The sequence below is a fragment of the Psychrobacter coccoides genome (genome assembly GCF_017498085.1).
GTDB lineage: Bacteria > Pseudomonadota > Gammaproteobacteria > Pseudomonadales > Moraxellaceae > Psychrobacter > Psychrobacter coccoides.
On the sequence record NZ_JAGBKM010000017.1, the window covers coordinates 1 to 19706 of the forward strand.

Genomic DNA, 19706 nt, shown 5'->3' on the forward strand with positions numbered 1-19706 from the left:
AGACCTCTTGCAAAAGTAGTTGTCAGACACAACGTATATTATTGAACTCTACTTACTTAATAGATATGCCAAACATAGATAAGCTACTCAAACAAAGTGACGCTGGTTTTAAACGCTACACTGGCATTCATAAAGCCACTTTTTATGACATGCTTGAGGCCATGCAAAAGCATGAAGCATCTAAGACCAAATCAGGTAGACCAAGTGTGCTCAGTCTTAAGGAGCAGATACTACTAGCCCTGACTTATTGGCGTGAATACCGCACGCTTTATCATATCAGTATGGACTTTGGTATTCATGAGTCTTCTGCTAGCCGTATCATTCGTAAAGTAGAAGACACACTGATTAACTCTGGCAAGTTTGAATTGCCCAAAAAGCTGCCTAGTCGTGTCGATGAGGACATCAATTGGTCAGTCGTCATTGTCGATGCCACCGAAACCCCAATTGAGCGTCCAAAAAAAACCAAAGAGACTACTACAGCGGCAAGAAAAAACAACACACCTTAAAAGCGCAGGTTATCGTTCATTGGCAAACCGGTTTGATACTTGATGTGCAAACCTGTAAAGGGTCCATCCACGATTTTAAGCTGTATAAAGATACTTGTCCTGATTGGTTACCTGAGAACACTAACTATCTAGCAGACAGTGGTTATCAAGGGTTAGCAAAGCGACATAACCAAACTTTCACACCATTTAAGAAACCTCGTGGTGGTCAGTTATTGGAGATATGCAAACAAGCCAATCAGTATCTGGCAAAGTTCCGTATTGTGGTTGAACACAAAATAGGCTTAATCAAGTTGTTTAAAATCGTGGCTCATAAATATCGCAACCGTCGTCAGCGCTATGATCTTAGAATGAAGCTGTTTGCTGGTATCATTAATTCCGAGCTTAGACTATGACTTTTGCAAGAGGTCTAATGTCAAAACCCCAATCTTTTAATGAGACTGGGGTTTTATTTTTAGTGTGGCTGGCCAAATAGGCACAAAAAAACCTATCACGCTTTAACATATTGTCTATATACAAGATCATTATGCAAGCGTTAGATTTGATAAATCATTAGCGTCTTGATATGGTTACGCTCTTTTAATTTTGGAAAGATCTATGGATCATGTGAAAGTTGGTAGAGTCGGCCCTTTTCCGCGAGTCAGTAGGCCTGTCTTTTTGACCTCAGTCATCTTAATTACGCTGTTTATCATTTTTGGTGCTTTATTTAATCAGCAAGCAGAAATGGTGTTTAACCAAGCGAAAGCCTTTGTGTCTTTGCGTTTTGGTTGGTTTTTTATTGCCGTGATTAATACCACCTTATTGATGAGTGTCTATATGATACTCAGCCGATATGGTGATATTCGCTTGGGTCATCAAAATGAGGAGCCTGAGTATAAGCTTATCTCTTGGATCGGGATGTTGTTTTCAGCGGGTATTGGTATCGGGCTGCTGTACTGGGGTACTGCTGAGCCGCTATATCATTATATGGCGCCACCACTTGGTGAGGGTGAGACGGTCGCCTCTGCCAAGCTTGCGATGAATATTTCATTTTTGCATTATGGTATTCATGTCTGGGCGCTTTATGGCATGGTCGCTTTGGCGCTAGGCTACTTTCACTATCGTCGCGGTTTACCATTGGCCATACGCTCGACACTGTACCCTATATTGGGTAAAAGAATCTATGGCGGCTGGGGTCATACAGTTGATACTTTAGCGGTATTTGGTACGATGTTTGGGGTGGTGACGACCTTGGGGCTTGGGGTGTTGCAGATTAATTCTGGCCTTGAGAGCTTGTTTGGCATTCCTAACAATGTCAGTGTTCAGATTATCTTGATTGCTATTATTACTGTATTGGCAGGAATGTCGCTGTTTTTAGGTTTGGATAAAGGCATCAAGCGCCTAAGTGATATCAATATCTTTTTGACTATTATCTTATTGAGTTTTGTGATTATCTTAGGTCCGACGCAGTTTATCTTTAATAGCTTTATCGAAAATATCGGTAACTATGTACATCAAGTGATTCCTTTAGGATTTTGGACGGAGTCCTATGAAGGACAAGAAAACTGGCAGGCTTCTTGGACGATATTTTATTGGGCCTGGTGGATCAGCTGGTCACCATTTGTAGGTGTGTTTGTGGCCCGTATTTCGCGCGGCCGTACTATTCGTGAGTTCACCTTAGGCGTGTTGTTGATTCCAGTGGCCATATTGTTTTTGTGGTTCACCGCTTTTGGTGGCTCTGCAGTCCATATGGAGCTGATGTCCGTAATCAATCCTGATATAGCAAGTCCTGGTCTGGTAGAAGCTGTGAGAGCAGATACCGGTAGTGCGATCTTTAAGTTAATGGAGTCCTATCCATTGACATCTGTGTTTAATTTGCTGATTGTCCTCATGATTGTCCTGTGGTTTGTCACTTCATCTGACTCGGCCAGTTTTGTGATTGATATGCTGACCTCAGGTGGTGATACCGATCCTCCAAAAGTCCAACGTTTGTTTTGGGCAGGTACTGAAGGGGTTATCGCAGCGGTACTGCTGGCGGCAGGCGGTTTGACGGCGCTACAAGCAGCGTCTATCGTGTCAGGTTTACCTTTTGCTGTGGTGATATTAGTGATGATGTATTCGCTACTGCGTGGTTTGAGCCGAGATCATCTGATCCTTTATCGTCAGCAGCAGTGGTTTATCACCGAAGAGTCGGCTGAGCACAATTCGGCAAGTGAGCTGCCTGATGAAGACCTGCTTAAAGGCCCGCCAGCTATCAAAGAGGCGAGCGAATAAACGGTCTAGGCTGGTCAGCTAAATAAGACTAGGGTGGATCAGCAGTTTATCGTTATAGCGCAGGCTTAAGAGCACTCACCTGCAACATAGCCGATAGCGTCAGGAGTGCTACAGGCTGAACAAGCATTTCCTGCTGTACGATAGTTGATGATACCTGCAGACTCTGTCTTGACACAGACAGGGTCATATTGTGCTGTACATATCGTCTGATTAGGGTTAAAGGGTGGGCATTGGATAAAGGCGCCATCAGGAAGCTGGGTGTTTGAGTGTGGTGGCTGAGATACACTGGTAACAGGTTGAGTCACACTTGCGATTTCACTACAGCCTACTAATCCTAGAGTTATTGAGAGCCCAACCAATGACAGCCAAGATTTATATGAGTGTTTTGTCACGATGAATCTCCTTTTCATTGTAAACATGGTCAGTGAGCCGAATGACATTCATTTTATCTTAGACTATTTTTGCTCAGTCAGCTAGGGTATGGGCTGATTTAAAAGATATAGTCAGTTGAAAATAAAACTGTTACATAAATTTAAGCGCGCTACTGGTATCAATTTTACTTGCGTGCTGTTATCACAGAGGCTGCGCAAAATTCACCCCAGTAGCGCTATGTTCTTTTTAAAGTGCATCGACTATATAAATAAAAAGCCCAAGCTTGATTTAAGCTTGGGCTTTTGAGTACTTGGATGTCATAAGGGTTTAGTTAGCTGTCTTGTCTTCTTTATTGAGCTGTACATACTTATCGAAGTTTTGTGCATAATCGGTTAGATTATCACTGAGCATTTGACGGTATTGTTTGACATAAAACTCTACAATATCGTCTTTTTCTTTGGCAAAATCTTCGCCTTTGACAAAGCCAATAGAGGCGACGGAAGCACTATAGCGGGCCGCAGCATATAGTAAAGATGCTCCAACTTGCCCTGAATGGGCGTCAGGACCAAGCTGACTGTTTGCCAGACCAATAATGGCATCAGCACGTTGATAAAACGCTTGCATTTCAGGAGTGATTTCAATATTTGTATCGCCATTATTATTTTGATCATGAGCCTTGTCTTGTGACATAAGTTATTCCTATTAAATAGATATAAGTATAAAGTTATAAGCCAGCATCAGCTCTTAATAGCTCAGCCTTATCTGTTTTTTCCCAAGTAAAGGCAACATCTGAGCCAGCACGACCAAAGTGTCCGAAAGTGGCTGTTTTTTGATACATGGGCTGAAGCAAGTTCAGCATTTGGGTGATGCCATAAGGACGCAGATCAAAATGCGTACGAATCAAACGAATGATTTCTTCAGAGCTGATTTTGCTGGTGCCAAAGGTATTGACAGAAATAGAGGTGGGTTCGGCGACACCAATAGCGTAGCTGACTTGTACTTCACAGCGATCTGCTAGGCCTGCAGCGACAATATTTTTGGCGACATAACGTACGGCATAAGCAGCACTGCGATCGACCTTTGATGGGTCTTTACCACTGAACGCCCCGCCACCATGGCGAGCCATACCGCCGTAAGTATCAACGATGATTTTACGGCCTGTCAGCCCTGCGTCTCCAACTGGACCGCCAATGACGAACTTGCCTGTTGGGTTGATGTGATAACGGGTGCCAGCATGTAGTAGGTCAGCCGGCAATACTTGCTTGATGATATTTTCCATCACAGCCTCTTGTAAATCCTTTTGGGAGATACTTGGATCATGCTGAGTGGAGAGTACCACGGCATCGATGGCTGCTGGCGTGTCGCCATCATATCTCAGTGTCACTTGCGCTTTGGCGTCTGGACGCAACCAAGGTAAATCACCTGCACGGCGTAGCTCGGATTGACGTTCCATCAGACGATGCGCAAACTCGATTGGTGCAGGCATCAACACATCTGTCTCATTACTGGCATAGCCAAACATCAATCCTTGGTCGCCAGCACCTTGTTCTTCTGGGCTGCTGCGATCCACGCCTTGAGCGATTTCGGGTGATTGTTTGCCAAGCATATTGATAACGGCGCAGGTTTCACCATCAAAACCAAGGTCAGAATGGTGATAGCCAATGCCATTGACAGTGTCACGTACAATACGCTCAACATCGATATTGGCCGTGGTGGTCACTTCGCCTGCTAAGATCACGGCACCTGTCTTGACCAAGGTTTCGCAAGCGACGCGTGCTTGCAAGTCTTCACGTAAGATGGCATCGAGGATAGCATCGGAGATTTGGTCAGCCATTTTATCAGGATGGCCTTCGCTTACAGATTCTGAGGTAAATAAGTTGTATTCACGCATAGTTGGATCGCTTAATTGCAAGGACTGTTAGAAGTAATAATCAGTCATAATTGAGTGTTAATAGAAAAGAAGAGGCGAAAGTGAATCAAAAAATTAGCACATTTTACCGTGAATCGAAGTAAAACTCTAGTATTAGGCATTGCTGCTAACAATTGTAGAAACCATCAAGTTGGCTGTCTTCTTGCCAACGGTATTCTGTATAGTTAGCAATCTGCCTTGCAGTATCAATATCATGTCTATCAGCAATAAAACCAAGCGTCATATCCACTCCAGCGCTGACACCTGAAGAGGTATAAAACTTACCATCTACTACCCAGCGGGCTTGTTGTACCCAATCAACTTTATTTGATTGTTCAACAACCCATTGCCAAGCAAGCTTATTAGAGGTTGCGCGCTTATTATCTAAAATATTAGCTTTCGCTAATAATGCACTACCAGTACAGACACTGAGCACCCAGTCAGCGTCATCAGAAAGCTTGATTAGAGTCTGTAGAAACCTATGATCTTCGATTACTTGACGAGTACCTTTGCCACCAACAACCAATAATATATCAGTTTGATGCTCTAACTCTGTTACCGCACTAGTATGTAGGGAAACTCCATGATGGTTATGAATAATACCCCCTGTCATAGAGACAAGTTGAATACGAAAATGCTTAGGTAGACTACCGAACATCTCAATCGGTCCAAATAAGTCAAGCGTTTCAAAGTTATCAAATATAAGGGCGGTGAGTGTTTGCATCATTGTTTCCTAATGAGGAACTGTTTTAAAAACAGTGTAAGTGAACGATAAAGAACCTTTACAGCTCTACAAACTTGGCTTTATCCTTAAACATACATTCCTCATAAACCGGGCAAGCCCCGCATTTGGGCGTACGTGCTTGACACGTATAGCGTCCATGCAAGATGAGGTAGTGATGAGCATCGAGTAATAAGTCTTCTGGAATGCGCTCGACCAGCTTTTTTTCTACCATCAAGACGGTTTTGCCCGTAGCCAGACCTGTGCGGTTACCCACTCGAAAGATGTGAGTATCAACCGCCATCGTCGGCTGTCCAAAAGCGGTGTTGAGCACCACGTTAGCCGTCTTACGGCCGACCCCTGCGAGAGACTCTAAGTCTTTGCGGTTGTCAGGGACGGTACTATCAAATTTTTCAATCAGGTCTTGGCAGGTCTTAATGACGTTTTTGGCTTTAGAGTTATACAGGCCAATGTTTTTGATATAAGACTTTAGACCTTCTTCGCCCAGCGCAAGTATGGCTTCAGGCGTGTTGGCTACAGGATATAATTGTTGGGTGGCGATATTGACACTCACATCAGTCGCTTGCGCTGACAAAATCACCGCAATCAGTAGCTCAAAATCACTACTATAGTTGAGTTCAGTGACTGGCTCATCGATGGTCGCTGCAAGCTTTTCAAAAAATGGCCGTACGTTTCGATTGGCCATGCGTCTGGAGGGCGGAGTCTCAGCTGTTTTATGTTTGACCGTCTTACTCATAATGTGGCTTCATCTTTCTAAACGTTCATTGCTTTTCAAAAGTACTTTTATAGTTGTGCCAGCTCGATTTTCAAGGCCGCTAGCTCGCTTTCTTTTTTCGCATTCGCTCGTATGCTGAGCTGTTTTTCGAGTTTTTTAATCTTACTTCTTAGCTTAGCTGCGGCAATGGTGTCTTTGGCTTGTTGTTCACTGATATCTAGTGCTTGACTGGCCACGTTGTTGAGTTTGGCCTCCACCATACTGACGACAGGCTTGGTGTTGCTGCTGGCAGCCAGCTGCTTGGTCACTCGGTTTAGATGAGTATGATAACGCTGTCGTAAGTTGTCCTGTTCTTGAGTGCGAGCCTCCTCAGTGGGCTCACGATGGATAGGGACCAGATCAATACAGTCAACGGGGCAAGGTGCTATGCACAGCTCGCAGCCAGTACATAAATCGGTAAAAATTGTATGCATGTGTTTGCCCGTACCAACGATAGCGTCGACAGGGCAGGCGGGTATGCATTTGGTGCAGCCAATACAGTCATCTTCACGAATGATGGCACGAACCTCAGTAGGGCGCTCGGTCACCGGGTCTATCGGCCACTGTGAATCTGCAGCCATCAGGGGCTGCTCGTGGTTGAGGTTAAGTATGTGATGAATAGCGTCTGTGACAGGCTGACCACCTGGCACACATTTGTTATAAGGCTCGCCCTCTACCACGATAGCAGTTGCATAAGGCAAGCACCCATCTGGATGTTCACAAAGCCCGCACTGGGTTTGCGGTAGGCAAGCATCAATGGCTGCAATCTGCTGCTGTACATCGGATGGTAGTGCGTCTAGGTTCAATGTATCGAATAATAGCGGCAGGTTTGTTAAGCGTGTGTCAATATTACTAGGCATTTCAAAACGGCCTTAAAGCTGGTAAGAAATAGGGTGTATAGATCAGTTATGCATGATAGATATGAGTATATCGTCGATGGTTTCATTTGTAAGCGTTACGCTAAAGGGACATTCCTTGCTCATGTACAATCTGAGCGATCAACTCATACGCTATACTGCCTTTAAAAGGGATTTTAGGCAAGTTTGAAATATCAAAGAAGTCAGCATGTGACAGCTCTTTTTGTTGTATCGCAATATCACCACTGGCATACGCTGCCCGAAAACCCAACATCAAATTAGACGGAAACGGCCATGGCTGACTACTGATATAGCGAATATCAGTTAAGCGGATGGCCACCTCTTCGGCGACTTCACGCACCACCGCATGCTCTAAGCTTTCGCCCACCTCTACAAACCCTGCGATAAGCCCGTATTGTAGCGCTGAGCTTGGTTTGCCATACCGGTGATGATGTGCCAGTAAGATTTGCATCTCTCCGGTCTTAGGGTTGGGTCGAGTAATGGCAGTAATAATACACGGCTGCACACGGGGGTACTGACGTAAATGACAGACGGAGCAGACCATGGCACGCTCACCAGATGAGTCGGCAGAAACGGGGGCGCTACAGCGACTACAAAACTGGGTATCTGCCTGCCACCGTAGCAATTGAGCGGCTTGGCTGAGCTGAGCAGCAAGCGCTGCTGGCAACTGGGTGATAAGCTGTCGATAAGACACAAACTCGATGCGTTGCTGCTCATTGACGTCACTGCTACCGTCTGCTGTGTCAGCGACAGAACGGCTCGTACTAGCAGCTATATTCAAGTCAGGAATGGCAATATCTTGTGTTTGGGCGTGCTCTAGAGTAATGGCAAAAGTTGCCGCAAAGTCCTCAGTCTCAGCAGTGTCGCACGTATCTTCCCAATGACGTGATGCCAAGCTCTCTAGCAGTGTCACACGTCCTACCTGATAGGCTGCAGTTGCCTCAGTTTTTGGAAGGGTCACTTGCAATGGCCACCAGCCTGTTACTGTATGTCGACATAAGACAGTCTCGTTATCAAATACAAAAGCGGTGGTCATTGTGAACTATCCAAAATATTGAAGCGTGTGTTTATAGTGAGTCCTGCCAAATGCCCTTAAGCAGCCAGCAGTTGATTCAAGCTGTCTAATGCAATATCGAGAGACTGCTTGCTAACAGGGCGGTTGTTTTCAAGGCTGTCTAAACGATAATCTACTGCCATAAGGACATCGGCGATACGTGCCAATGTCTGCTCATCAATGTTTTCATGGTCTGCTAGGCGCTGCTCTATATGAGTAGCGAGCTGGCTCAGTAGATTGGCAGCTGCAGGAATCTGTAAAAACCGCATGGCACCTACTATTTGGCGTAACATGCCAGGTGTGTTTTGAAAGCCAGCTGTGTCCTTATTAGGGTCGCTCAAATAGTCACTCATCGTCTGCTCGATATCCGCTATCATAGAACGGCTTTCTTTTGCCAAGGTGGCGTATGAAGTGTCTAGTTGGTGCAATGAGATATGCTGATTGTTCATAGGTAGGTGTGTCATGCCTGGTGTATGGCGTCTGGCCATCGCTGTGGCAGCGTTTTCTGCTAGCATAAGTGCCAACAGCAGATGATCAACGTCCTCAGGTGTTGGTGTATGCCATTGTGTTACTGCGGTCGCTGCAGACTCTAATGCAGTCGCCGCATCATCTAAGCCCAGTAACTGTAACGTAGAGCTCAGCTCAGCCAAGCTCTCTGCAATCGATGTCACTTGACCGGCAGAGGCATTTAGCGTGTCGTCACGGGCATAGCTGTCCGCTTTTTCTTTGATAGCATTGATTTGTTGTTGAATGAGGTTGTTTAGCGTATCTGTAATGGCACGATTGGGACCAAATAAGAAACGCTCCAGTTGCTTACGTTGCGGCGACTCTAGCTGGTTGATGGCGTATTGCTCACGAAGCTTTTGTGCCTGTCTGTTGTCACGTTGACAAGCAAAACCAACCAAATCGGCAAAACGCTTATCTATAACTGGCAAATAATGATGAAATTGCTGCTCTAGATAGATGAGGGTGTGCTTTTGACTCATATTTAACGGTATGATGTGTTTTAAGTCCGTTACCGCCGCTTCAGCCGCTTGCCAAAACAAGCTGCTGGTTTGAGAGGCAATCAAAGCACAGGCAGCACTCATTGCATCTAGTTTTTGTTGTGCATCTGCCGTTAGCAGGCCACTTTTTTGTGTGAGCGCTACACCCAAGCCACTCCGATAAGCACTGGTCAACAGCTCAATGTCAAGGTTGAGCTCACTTAATGGCTGATAGTTTTGCTCAGGATTAGCAATGACAACGCTACTACTGCCAAAGTCAGAGAAGTAAGTAGCATCGATAGCGTCTTTGTGAATATGGTCGTGTAGCTTATTGATAATAGGTAACAATAATGTTGGCTCTATCGTCTCATGTAGTAAGACAAACTCGACATAGCGATCTAACGTCATAATGGCTTCTGATAGATCCATAATCAGCGCTGTATCATTATTATGGCCATTGTCATAAAGTGTCTGCAAGCCAAGCATGATAGCAGTGCTAAGGAGTTGCCCACCTTTTAAACCAATTAAGTCAAAAATACAAGACAACTGTGTCAGCACGTCGACAGAGTCTAATAGTAATGGCGCTTGAGACGCGTCGTCATTGAACTCACTCAAATGATTCTCGCTATCTTTTAGAATAACAACAATCTCATCATAGAGTAGGTGCAACGAAGGAAGATTGAAGTTGCTAATACTCAGACTGGTAGTACTTAGAGGTTTGTTTTCAGCTTGGCTCATAATTATTTCCATAAAATGCTGATCAAGTTGTGTTTGGGTCATAGATGAGATGATAAACCATTTATCGCTCAATTAAGCCATTTATTGTCGTACACTAAACAGCTGAAGAGGTATGGCATTGTGCTTAGTCAATCATTTTTACCACTGTGACATCTTAGCTTTAATCTCAGGGTAGTCGTCTGCTAGACTGGCAAACCAGCTTTGATTTGCATCATTGTCTGCTTTAGAGTTGACTAACATGGCAGCCAAACTGGCAAAGCTCATATGAGCGGTATGACCACCGTCTGCTTCTGCATCATCCTCGATAGCTAGGGCGACCTGACCACCTGTCATTGCCAGATAAACTTCAGCTAAGATCTCAGAGTCAAGTAAAGCGCCGTGAAAAGTTCGATCTTGCTTACCTACATTAAGTCGGCGTACCAACGCATCAAGGGTGTTTTTCTGTCCAGGGTATTGCTGTTTGGCCAGCGCCAGAGAGTCAGTGACTTTGACGCGTTGAGCAAAATCAGTCAGCCCCACCTTGTCAAACTCCATAGATAAGAATGTCATATCAAAGGTGGCGTTATGAGCGATGATTTCTGCCCCATCCATAAAGTCATAGAGGGGTTTGGCGATTTGATCAAAAGTCGGTTTATCGCTTAAAAAAGCCTCAGAGATACCATGAATACGAATGACTTCTTCATCCATACCACGCTCTGGATTGATATAGACATGCAGCTTTTCACCCGTAAACTTACGACCAACCAGCTCCACAATACCCACTTCGATCACTCGATCACCTTTTAAAGCATCGAGGCCTGTGGTCTCGGTATCCATAATCAACTGGCGATTGCTTTCATGGCGATGAATGGGTTCGGGTAATAGGGGGCGAAAATTTGGGTTAGCACGACTGGTATCACCATCAAACTCTGGCAACGCCGCTGATTCAGCTGGCGTGTTGGCTTCTGCCAAGTGAGTCTCCGTCATACGGTTGTTCGACCTATTGTTATCTGCTGTGACTGTATCTGCTGTCATAGTATTACCATGCATTGGTTGTCTACGGTTGTCTGCGGTATGGACTGTATTGCTCGAGCCTGTCTCAGATAATGGCAGATTGTCTGATAAACCATCTGCCTCTTCCATCATGTTAAAGCCCAATGGGTCAAAGTGTAGCCAGTCGTCATCAGCCGCTATATGAGCTTTTTTTTTACACTTTTTTGTATCGCTGTTAGAGGTGACACCTAGGTTTGCCAGTTCATCAGCTTTTTCGTTGCCTGCGTGTCCAGCGTGACCTTTTACCCAGTGCCATTCGACCGTGCGCTCTTGACGAAGCTCATCTAACTGCTGCCATAGATCTTGGTTGGCTACAGGTTTTTTACTGGCTGTTTTCCAGCCTCGTTTTTTCCAGTTGTCTATCCATTCGGTGATACCGTTTTTTACATAGCTAGAGTCCGTCCATATCTCCAGCTTTAAATTTTTTGGGCTATGTTCCAACGCTTTTATTGCGCCCATCAGTTCCATACGATTGTTGGTGGTTTGTGCTTCACCGCCGTATAAATCTTGAGTATGACCATCACCATATATCAGATGAGCGCCCCAACCGCCTGCTCCAGGATTGCCTTTACAAGCACCATCAGTATAGGCAACCGTCGTATCTGCCTTGGCTGCTAGCGGGTCGGCTGTGTTTTTCTGATGGGTACTCACAGTGTCTGCCACAGTATCGCTAGATGTGGATAGTGATGAAGAAAAAGAGTCTGACATAAAAACTATAAACCCTATTGATGATTAATGGATCATGCTCAGCCTCACAACAACATAGAAAGTGCCAGCTGGTCTTACTCGCAATAATGCGCTTGATTATAACAAATACCAGACTGAGATGGGTCATTACTAGCGATAAGGCTACGAAGTAAAATATCAAAACAGCAGGGCCATTATTTTCTGTTAAAATGGCTGCTGCTACTTGCATGCTATTAAAAGCGTATCTACGCTCTAGCAACAACTGATGATATCAGACCTCAAAACTTTCTAATGCAGGATAATGCCGACATGCATAACCCCCCAGAGGCTCGTTTGACCATTTTTGGCGATAAATCATTTACCAAAGCACCTACTAAACTATGCAAGAAACTTGCCACATTTACTATCAGTGGCATGGTGTGCGGTCTGCTACTATTGACTGGTTGTAGCGATGATGACTCAGTAAGTGACAGCGCAACGCCACCAGCCAAAACCGATCTATCTGTATTTGCTGGATGCTATACCGTCAATTATGAGACGCCAGCACAAATCAAAATCAGTAAGCAAGAGGGCAATTGGGTCATGCAAATGAAAGAGTCTGCTAGCGCCAATCGCTTATGGGATGACCCTGAACCGCTAGAGGTGTTAGATAGCACCCACATACCTAAGTTTTTTTCAATCGATCCTGACAATGTCGATGCGGTTATTGCTCGTCCTGATAGGTTTTTGGTGATGGCGCATGTCAAGCCCGTATATGCAAATATCGACCCTCTATTAGATAGCGAGTATTTGTCTTATATCTATAAAGGTGCCAATACTATCTATAAAGTAAAGTGTGATGAGATCAATACGAATCTGCTAAATAATCCTCACGCCAATATTGTGATTGATAATGTCAATGACGGTAGCCAGTGAGGTGATATGAAGCCTAAGTTGGTATCTATAACGAGATGTTTATCAAGTCTCTGTTGAGTTTTCTGTTATTAGGGTCTGCGGACTGATCCTTAATTTTGATGTAATTGAGTCGGATGATATGAGTTTTTTTAGTTATGTAATTTTGGGTGGTTTATCCTATGTGGCTGGGTGGGCAGTACGTCATTATATATTGAACAAAAAGCCTGCACCCGAGCAGCCTTACGGTTTAAAGCACCCTGTTATTTTGGGATATTTAGGCGGTTTTTTTATAGTTATGTTGGTAGTGTCATGGCTGATAGGGCGGTATTTACTTGGGCATATGAGCCTTGATCTGCCATTCATCATTGTTAATAGCTTGGTTGCGACCTTTGTATACTCATTTGGTTTGAACCCAGAAAACAACAATTATAATGTGCCTCATTAACACTTAAAGCCTGTGGTACTAACCACTGGGCTTAGGTCTTTCTCACTTTGATTCTGATTCTGACTTTGTGCTTGTGTCTGTCGCATCAAATTTTGCTGTATCAGTATTATTAGATGCTTTTTGTTTTTCTTTCCATGATTGGTATTTTTTTAAGTCATTCTCTATCAGTTTAAGACAAAAACCCAGTACCAAGGCATCATCAATATGACCAATAAAAGGGATAAAGTCTGGGATGATATCTATCGGATTAAGTACATACAGTAAGCCAACTGCTGCTGCCGAAATCGTTTTGTAAGGGATGCTGCGATAGTTGCCTTGGTAGTAGTCTTTGACCAAGCTCATCAGCAGTAGTAAATCTTTGGTGTAACGTTCAAGCCCTTTGTCAGCCTTTAGTTGCTCATTTAGCTTGTCTTCTTTACTCAAGATCACCTTGATACTGTTTAAAAGATCTGACTTATCTTTTTGCTCTTTTTTGGCGCTCATGCTTACCTCCTTTTACTCGTTGAATAAAAACCTATCAGCACTTACTATAGCAAGAGTCAAGCCATGCGCCAAATAAGTCTCTGTCAGTACCATGATCGAAGCATCAAACACATCCCAGCCAGATGATTACTGGTATCGAACACACAGTAAACCCAAACCATAAGTAAATCACCATCCTAATAAAATGACCGTTACTCAAATAGAGATATCTAAAATGACTACGGTCAATCAGATCAACCCTAAAAGAGAAGCCATGATAAGCGCTAATAAAAGACGAGTGACGCTGAGTCGTCGGCAGTTTTTTCATCAGTTAGGCATGACGGCAGGCGCAGGGCTACTAGCCACGCAGAGCTGGGCTCAGGCGGTGCCGTTTAGAAGCAGTGATCGAGGTGCTCATGCTCAGCTGACCAAAGATGACTTGCCCATTTCAGTAGCGAAAAGCAATCAAGCTGTAGCCGTTACGCCCATGTGCGTGCCGCCAACTATTGATACCCGACTGTTTGCCAGCTCCAATATGAGTGGCAGTAAGGAGCGTAGCCAGTTGGCACTACAGCGACTGTCCTGCGCTGGGTTTAAAGTACACAATCCTGATATCGTTGCTCGCCAATATTTGCGCTTTGCTGGAACGGATGGGCAAAGAGCAAGCGATCTGCAAAACATTGCCACCGGGGCAATAACTGCGCCAAAACTGCTGCTTGGAGTACGTGGTGGCTATGGTGCCATGCGTCTGTTGCCACTCGTTGATTGGCAGACACTAGGACGTGTGATGCGTGAGCGTGGCACCATACTGACAGGCTTTAGTGATGTTACTGCCATTCAGTGTGCCTTACTGGCGCAAGGACAGATGAGCTCACTTGCTGGACCTATGCTCTATAGTGAGTTTGGTAAGACTACACCAGATGAGGTCAGTTGCCGCCAATTTGTGAAAGCGCTTACTGACCCTAAGCTGAGTATCAGTGTGCAAAATGCAGATCTAACCAGCACCCAATTACCCCCTGTGTTGGCCACTACTGCGAGCCAGACACTGACGGGCACGATATGGGGTGGCAATCTCAGTGTGGTGTCGGCGCTGGCGGGCAGTGAGTATTTACCAAACGTTGATGGCGGCATTGTGTTTTTAGAGGACGTGGGGGAGCAGGCATACCGCATTGAACGTATGCTTTATGATTTGTATTTGGCTGGCGCCTTTAAGCGACAACAAGCCATCGTCTTTGGCTCAATCACAGGTGAGGGCGAGGACAGCTATGACAAACGCTATGATGTGGCGACGGTGGTTCGTCAGCTGCATCGTCTGACTGGACTACCGATCTATAGTGGTATGAGATTTGGACATATTGCACAAAAACACAGCTTTCCGCTCGGGGCGAGATGTGAGATTAGTAGTGATGATGATGGCGGCTATCAGCTTAGGTTTTCTGATTATCCTACCGTTGAGGCTAGTGCGGTTAATCAGGAAGGGTTATGGCAGTTTGGTTCACCATAAAAAAGTCAGATAGCTGGTCTTAAGTAAAATCAATGCGTAACTATAGCCAAACAATGGAAAAAATCAACATCAGTCGCTTACAACAGTCTGCTCTCGGTACGTTTTAGGCGATACGCCATATACCCTTTTGAACGCTTGACTGAAGGTTGAATTTGAGGTGTAACCGACCAGCTCACTGATTTGACCGATACTATTATGCTGTAGGCGTAGTTGACGGGCAGCAAGACATAAGCGGTAGGTAGTCAGGTAGGTCAAGGGCGGCACACCCATAATGTTTTTGAAGCGCTGAGTAAAGCTTGAGCGAGACATGCCGACCTTTTCTGCCAGCTCATGAGTCGTCCATTTATGATCTGGTGAATCATGAAGAATGGCTAGTGTTTTTGATAAATACGGGTCTCTCATAGCCAGCAACCAATTCTCTGCCCTCTCAGGCAAACTTTCAATATATGTGCGTAAGCATTCAACCATGACAATACTTGCCCAAAGATTAATCATCGCAAGCTTACCTAAGCGCTCATCTTGAGACTCTAGGGTTAAGAAGCCAACTGCCCAGCCAAGCGCTTTAAATTGACTGTCATGGTTGTCATCATGCTCAGGCAAAATGGCGGGTAATGCTGATAGTAGCGGTCGAAGCAGGTCTTTATCGTATTGACATTCGATGACTATAAATTGCGCATTAGAACTACTGTCTTTGAGAAGGTCTGCAGGACATTTATTATCCTCAAGCAAAGTTTTATCTAACTCTTGAACACTCTGACTGTGATAGTTTGATGTATGACAGACATGTTTACTGGAGTTAGGAATCATCACAATATCACCAGTATACACTTGTCGTGATACGTCATTTATATCGATATAAAAGCTGCCAGCTTGAATCAAATAAAAATAAATATTCTCGCTACCTGTAAGAGAAAACGCCCAGTCACCAAAAAAACTTAGACAATAATATTTAGTTTTTTTTAAGTGCTGAGTTTGCTGCAGTAACCTACTTAAGGCATCCATAAGTCCTGTCCTTAGTCAACAATCAGCTTTGAAGCTCTCGCCACTAATTCCTGTCCAAAACCTTATTGACGCTTGGTTCATCATTACGATAAACGGTCCTTTGTTATCTAAAAAAATTATCAGATTTAGGCTTGTTAGGGTTAAAAATCTGGCTAATAACGGTTATTAACAGCCTATATCTGATTTCATCATAGCAAATGTTGTGTGTTATTTGCTTTAAATCTTGTAGGTTTTTAAGAAAATATTAGTTGAATGATTGTTTCTTAGAGTCAGAAATACCTTTAGTAAAGATATTTTTTATCTTATAAGTCAGATAGTTAGGTTGTTTTTAGTATTTGCATAGATAACAAGTAGTAGCGAGATTTTAGTAGAGCATGTGATGCGGTCAAGTTAAAGCATAAAAAACCTAACCATCAAAAGCCTGCTGCTCAATATCAAAATGAGAGTCATGAAACCCTCTAAAAAATGATCTCTAATCAGTAGAAATCCAAGACAAAAGGCATTTTATTTATACAAAACGACCAAACATGTGTTTGTTGTCTCTATGTTTTTAGTTATAGCACATTATTGTCAATTTGGCTTGCGACATATTTAGTAGTTGGTCTATGTTGGTGTTATGGATGTATTTATTCTGTGTCTAGCTTGTTATCCAAAACGATAAAGTAGAGCAGATAGTTATTTATAGTTATCAGACTCCAATAAAATCCTAAACATGTCGAACAGGAGTATTTAAATTGATTGAGCCCGTGATAATAACCGTGATTTTAAAGTCTGCGTCGGATCAAAAGGGTAGTAAAACAATGGCCAACTCCTTTGCAAAGTTAGAGAGCTGGGCTAGCACTAACGATGTAACTGTGCAATCTCCTATAGATACTGATCCTGAAGCTTTAAAATTTGCTACGGTACTGGCCTCTGATAATAGTGAAGCAGATAAATTGATTGGTGAGATTTTAAGTCTACCGTTTGTTGATACTTGTTATAGGAAACCAACTGACGAATTACCATGAGTAGTATTCGTATTCAAGTATTTTAAATCTAAATATTTTAATGCTCAAAGGAGTTGAGATCATGACTAGTAAAATCAAAAATAAAGCGCCTGCATCACCGCGTGAGACAATCATCATAATGCAGCCAGATGCAGGATTGCGTGCATCTGCAGGACGGTTTGAAACAAAGACAGCCGAGTCAGTGTCGGATCTAAAAAAAGTTTTAAAAAAATACAAAGCTAATATGACTCCTATATTCGGCAGTACTGAAGAACGAATCGAACGAGAGATGATGTCAGAATCTGCCGAGGGCAATGCAGATATACCCATGCCAGATTTAAATCGGTTTTACAAACTTGAAGTGGACGATGAACAAGCTGAAGAGGCAGCTGAGGCAATGGCTGGTCTTAGTCAAGTTGAAGCAGCATTTGTCAAACCTGGAGCTGAGCCTCCTGTGATGCTAGATGATCTTGATGCGACACCAATGCAGAATGAACCCACTGCGCCTGCAACACCAGACTTTGTATCACGCCAAAGTTATCTAGATCCCAGTCCTGTGGGTATAGATGCTCGCTGGGCAAATGCACGAGCCGGTGGGCGTGGTCAAAACGTTCGCATCATTGATATCGAAGGGGCGTGGCGCTTTTCCCACGAAGACCTGCGACAAATGCAAGGTGGTGTCGTTGGAGGAACTCAATCAACAAACATTGGCTGGCGTAACCATGGTACAGCGGTACTCGGCGTATACTCGGGCGATCACAATCGTTTCGGAATATCAGGAATTTGTGATCAAGCCATGGCATCCGCAGTATCAATTTTTGGAGGTATGGGTTCTGCAGCAGCCATTCGTAGTGCAACTTCAAGGTTACGGAGTGGTGACATACTCTTAATAGAGTTACATCGTCCAGGGCCAAGACATAACTTTCAGTCACGAGCTGATCAAAAAGGATACATTGCTATTGAGTGGTGGGAGGACGACTACGCTGCCATTCTAGCAGCAACTCGGCGCGGAATTATTGTAGTTGAGGCTGCTGGTAATGGGGCTGAAGATCTTGATGACAACATTTATCAAGTACGTCCAAGCTCCTTCCCTAGTAGCTGGAGTAATCCTTTCCGTCGCTCTAACCGCGATTCTGGCGCAATCATTGTTGGTGCAGGTGCGCCGCCACCCGGAACTCATGGACGTGATCATGGGCCTGATAGATCGCGTTTGGGTTTTTCGAACTATGGGGAGCTAGTCGATGCACAAGGCTGGGGCCGAGAGGTAACAACTTGTGGTTACGGTGATTTGCAAGGTGGCACAGATGAAGACATCTGGTACACGGATAAATTTTCGGGAACCTCATCCGCATCACCTATCGTAGTTGGTGCTATCGCATCATTACAGGGTATGGCGCGCGCACGTGGATCTGCAGTGTTGAGCCCAGCTAAGGTGCGTCAATGCCTAAGATCAACAGGCGCTGAGCAAACAGATGCTTCTGGTCGTCCACGCACTCAACGTATCGGTACTAGGCCTGACTTAAAGGAACTATATCAATGTGCTTTTAAAACATCAAAAGAGTTTAAAGAAAAAGAGCGTCTTAAAGAGCAAGTTAAAGAGTTTAAAGAAAAAGAGCGCCTCAAAGAGCGGATTAAAGATATAAAAGAAAAAGAGCGCCTCAAAGAGCGGATTAAAGATGTAAAAGAAAAAGAGCGTCTCAAAGAGCGGATTAAAGATATAAAAGAAAAAGAGCGTCTCAAAGAGCGGATTAAAGATATAAAAGAAAAAGAGCGTCTCAAAGAGCGGATTAAAGAGCGTAAAGAGTTTGAACGATTTGATAACAAACAAATAGAAAGGCTGCATGATACTAGATTAATGTCTCAAGATAATAATTTAGATTTTCAACCTGACTTAACAGCTGAAGAATTACAGCTGACTCAAGAGATGCTTTCAGAAGAGCTAAAGTATTTTGAAGATAGAGAGCGAAAAGAGATAAAAAACTTTAAGCATAAGGAGCGTCTCAAAGAGCTCATTAAGGATAAAGATAAAGAAATTAAAGAAAAGGATAAAGAGCGTCTTAAGGAGCTTATAAAAGACAAGGAGAAAGAAAAAGAACGTAAAGAGATTAAAGAAAAAGAACGTAAAGAAATTAAAGAAAAGGAGTTCAAAGAGGTTAAAGAAAAAGAGAAGGATTTTAAAGAGATTAAAGAAAAAGATAAAGAGTTTGAAGGGTTTGATAATGATCAGCTTGAACTGCGTCACAATGCTCAGCCTTACCAAACTGAGGATATAGGAGATCGTTTAGGATCATTGGAGATGATGGTCGGTGAGCTCACTCATTTTATCACCACTGAGTTGCGTCCCGACTTGGTGCAAGGAGCACAAGATTATGCAGAGCATCGGAATGAATACGATCCTGAGAAAGCAGCTCAGATAGCGAAAGATGAGAAGGACTTCAAAGATACGGAAACTTTCTAATCTGAAAACGTTCAGTTTCTAGTGTGGCTCTGTCATATCAACAATTATGG

At 43.8% G+C, this 19706-nt stretch carries 17 protein-coding genes and 1 pseudogene; 7 read left to right on the top strand and 11 right to left on the bottom strand.

Annotation, left to right across the window (positions count from 1 at the left end; translation table 11 throughout):
- The 3 genes and pseudogenes from J3492_RS09450 to J3492_RS09460 all read left to right on the top strand — a co-directional run.
- Positions 1-506, top strand: a 506-nt coding sequence (locus J3492_RS09450; RefSeq protein WP_207988982.1) for a transposase family protein, incomplete at its 5' end; no start/stop codon positions are given.
- A gap of 8 nt (positions 507-514) precedes the next feature.
- Positions 515-898, top strand: a pseudogene (locus J3492_RS09455) (transposase family protein); the annotation flags it as partial.
- A gap of 202 nt (positions 899-1100) precedes the next feature.
- A complete protein-coding gene (locus tag J3492_RS09460; RefSeq protein ID WP_207991808.1) occupies positions 1101-2756 on the top strand; it encodes a BCCT family transporter in 1656 nt (551 codons plus the stop codon).
- A 65-nt stretch (positions 2757-2821) separates the two neighbouring features.
- Here J3492_RS09460 and J3492_RS09465 read toward each other — a convergent pair whose 3' ends face one another.
- The 9 genes from J3492_RS09465 to dnaQ form a co-directional block, all read right to left on the bottom strand.
- On the bottom strand, positions 2822-3148 hold the full coding sequence (locus J3492_RS09465) for a hypothetical protein (RefSeq protein WP_341534110.1): 327 nt from the start codon (positions 3146-3148) through the stop codon (positions 2822-2824).
- 307 nt (positions 3149-3455) lie between these two features.
- Positions 3456-3818, bottom strand: coding sequence for a DUF3144 domain-containing protein (locus J3492_RS09470; RefSeq protein WP_207991809.1), 363 nt, complete (start codon positions 3816-3818; stop codon positions 3456-3458).
- Positions 3819-3852: 34 nt separating this feature from the next.
- On the bottom strand, positions 3853-5019 hold the full coding sequence (gene metK / locus J3492_RS09475; protein ID WP_207991810.1) for a methionine adenosyltransferase: 1167 nt from the start codon (positions 5017-5019) through the stop codon (positions 3853-3855).
- Positions 5020-5164: 145 nt separating this feature from the next.
- Positions 5165-5761, bottom strand: coding sequence for a DJ-1/PfpI family protein (locus J3492_RS09480; RefSeq protein ID WP_207991811.1), 597 nt, complete (start codon positions 5759-5761; stop codon positions 5165-5167).
- Between the two features lie 58 nt (positions 5762-5819).
- Positions 5820-6515 carry an endonuclease III gene (nth, locus tag J3492_RS09485; RefSeq protein WP_207991812.1) on the bottom strand — a complete coding sequence of 232 codons (696 nt, stop codon included), beginning with the start codon at positions 6513-6515 and terminating at the stop codon, positions 5820-5822.
- A 47-nt stretch (positions 6516-6562) separates the two neighbouring features.
- Positions 6563-7393 carry an RnfABCDGE type electron transport complex subunit B gene (locus tag J3492_RS09490; protein WP_207991813.1) on the bottom strand — a complete coding sequence of 277 codons (831 nt, stop codon included), beginning with the start codon at positions 7391-7393 and terminating at the stop codon, positions 6563-6565.
- 100 nt (positions 7394-7493) lie between these two features.
- Positions 7494-8447 carry an NAD(+) diphosphatase gene (nudC, locus tag J3492_RS09495; protein ID WP_207991814.1) on the bottom strand — a complete coding sequence of 318 codons (954 nt, stop codon included), beginning with the start codon at positions 8445-8447 and terminating at the stop codon, positions 7494-7496.
- A gap of 56 nt (positions 8448-8503) precedes the next feature.
- Entirely contained in the window at positions 8504-10186 is a 1683-nt protein-coding gene (locus J3492_RS09500) for a hypothetical protein (RefSeq protein WP_207991815.1), read from the bottom strand.
- A 138-nt stretch (positions 10187-10324) separates the two neighbouring features.
- Entirely contained in the window at positions 10325-11926 is a 1602-nt protein-coding gene (gene dnaQ, locus J3492_RS09505) for a DNA polymerase III subunit epsilon (protein WP_207991816.1), read from the bottom strand.
- A 288-nt stretch (positions 11927-12214) separates the two neighbouring features.
- On the opposite strand from dnaQ, the gene J3492_RS09510 reads away from it, so the two are divergent.
- Positions 12215-12820, top strand: coding sequence for a hypothetical protein (locus J3492_RS09510; protein WP_243453203.1), 606 nt, complete (start codon positions 12215-12217; stop codon positions 12818-12820).
- A gap of 466 nt (positions 12821-13286) precedes the next feature.
- Here J3492_RS09510 and J3492_RS09515 read toward each other — a convergent pair whose 3' ends face one another.
- Positions 13287-13727 carry a YkvA family protein gene (locus J3492_RS09515; RefSeq protein ID WP_207991817.1) on the bottom strand — a complete coding sequence of 147 codons (441 nt, stop codon included), beginning with the start codon at positions 13725-13727 and terminating at the stop codon, positions 13287-13289.
- 214 nt (positions 13728-13941) lie between these two features.
- On the opposite strand from J3492_RS09515, the gene J3492_RS09520 reads away from it, so the two are divergent.
- Positions 13942-15210 carry an LD-carboxypeptidase gene (locus J3492_RS09520; RefSeq protein ID WP_341534112.1) on the top strand — a complete coding sequence of 423 codons (1269 nt, stop codon included), beginning with the start codon at positions 13942-13944 and terminating at the stop codon, positions 15208-15210.
- A 69-nt stretch (positions 15211-15279) separates the two neighbouring features.
- Here the strand turns inward: J3492_RS09520 and J3492_RS09525 are convergent, their stop codons facing one another.
- Positions 15280-16212: an AraC family transcriptional regulator gene (locus tag J3492_RS09525; protein WP_207991818.1), complete on the bottom strand. Its 933-nt coding sequence runs from the start codon at positions 16210-16212 to the stop codon at positions 15280-15282.
- An 800-nt stretch (positions 16213-17012) separates the two neighbouring features.
- Between J3492_RS09525 and J3492_RS09530 the strand changes: the two genes are divergently transcribed.
- A complete protein-coding gene (locus J3492_RS09530; RefSeq protein WP_207991819.1) occupies positions 17013-17219 on the top strand; it encodes a hypothetical protein in 207 nt (68 codons plus the stop codon).
- A 61-nt stretch (positions 17220-17280) separates the two neighbouring features.
- On the top strand, positions 17281-19656 hold the full coding sequence (locus tag J3492_RS09535) for a S8 family peptidase (protein ID WP_207991820.1): 2376 nt from the start codon (positions 17281-17283) through the stop codon (positions 19654-19656).
- The last annotated feature ends 50 nt before the right edge of the window (positions 19657-19706 follow it).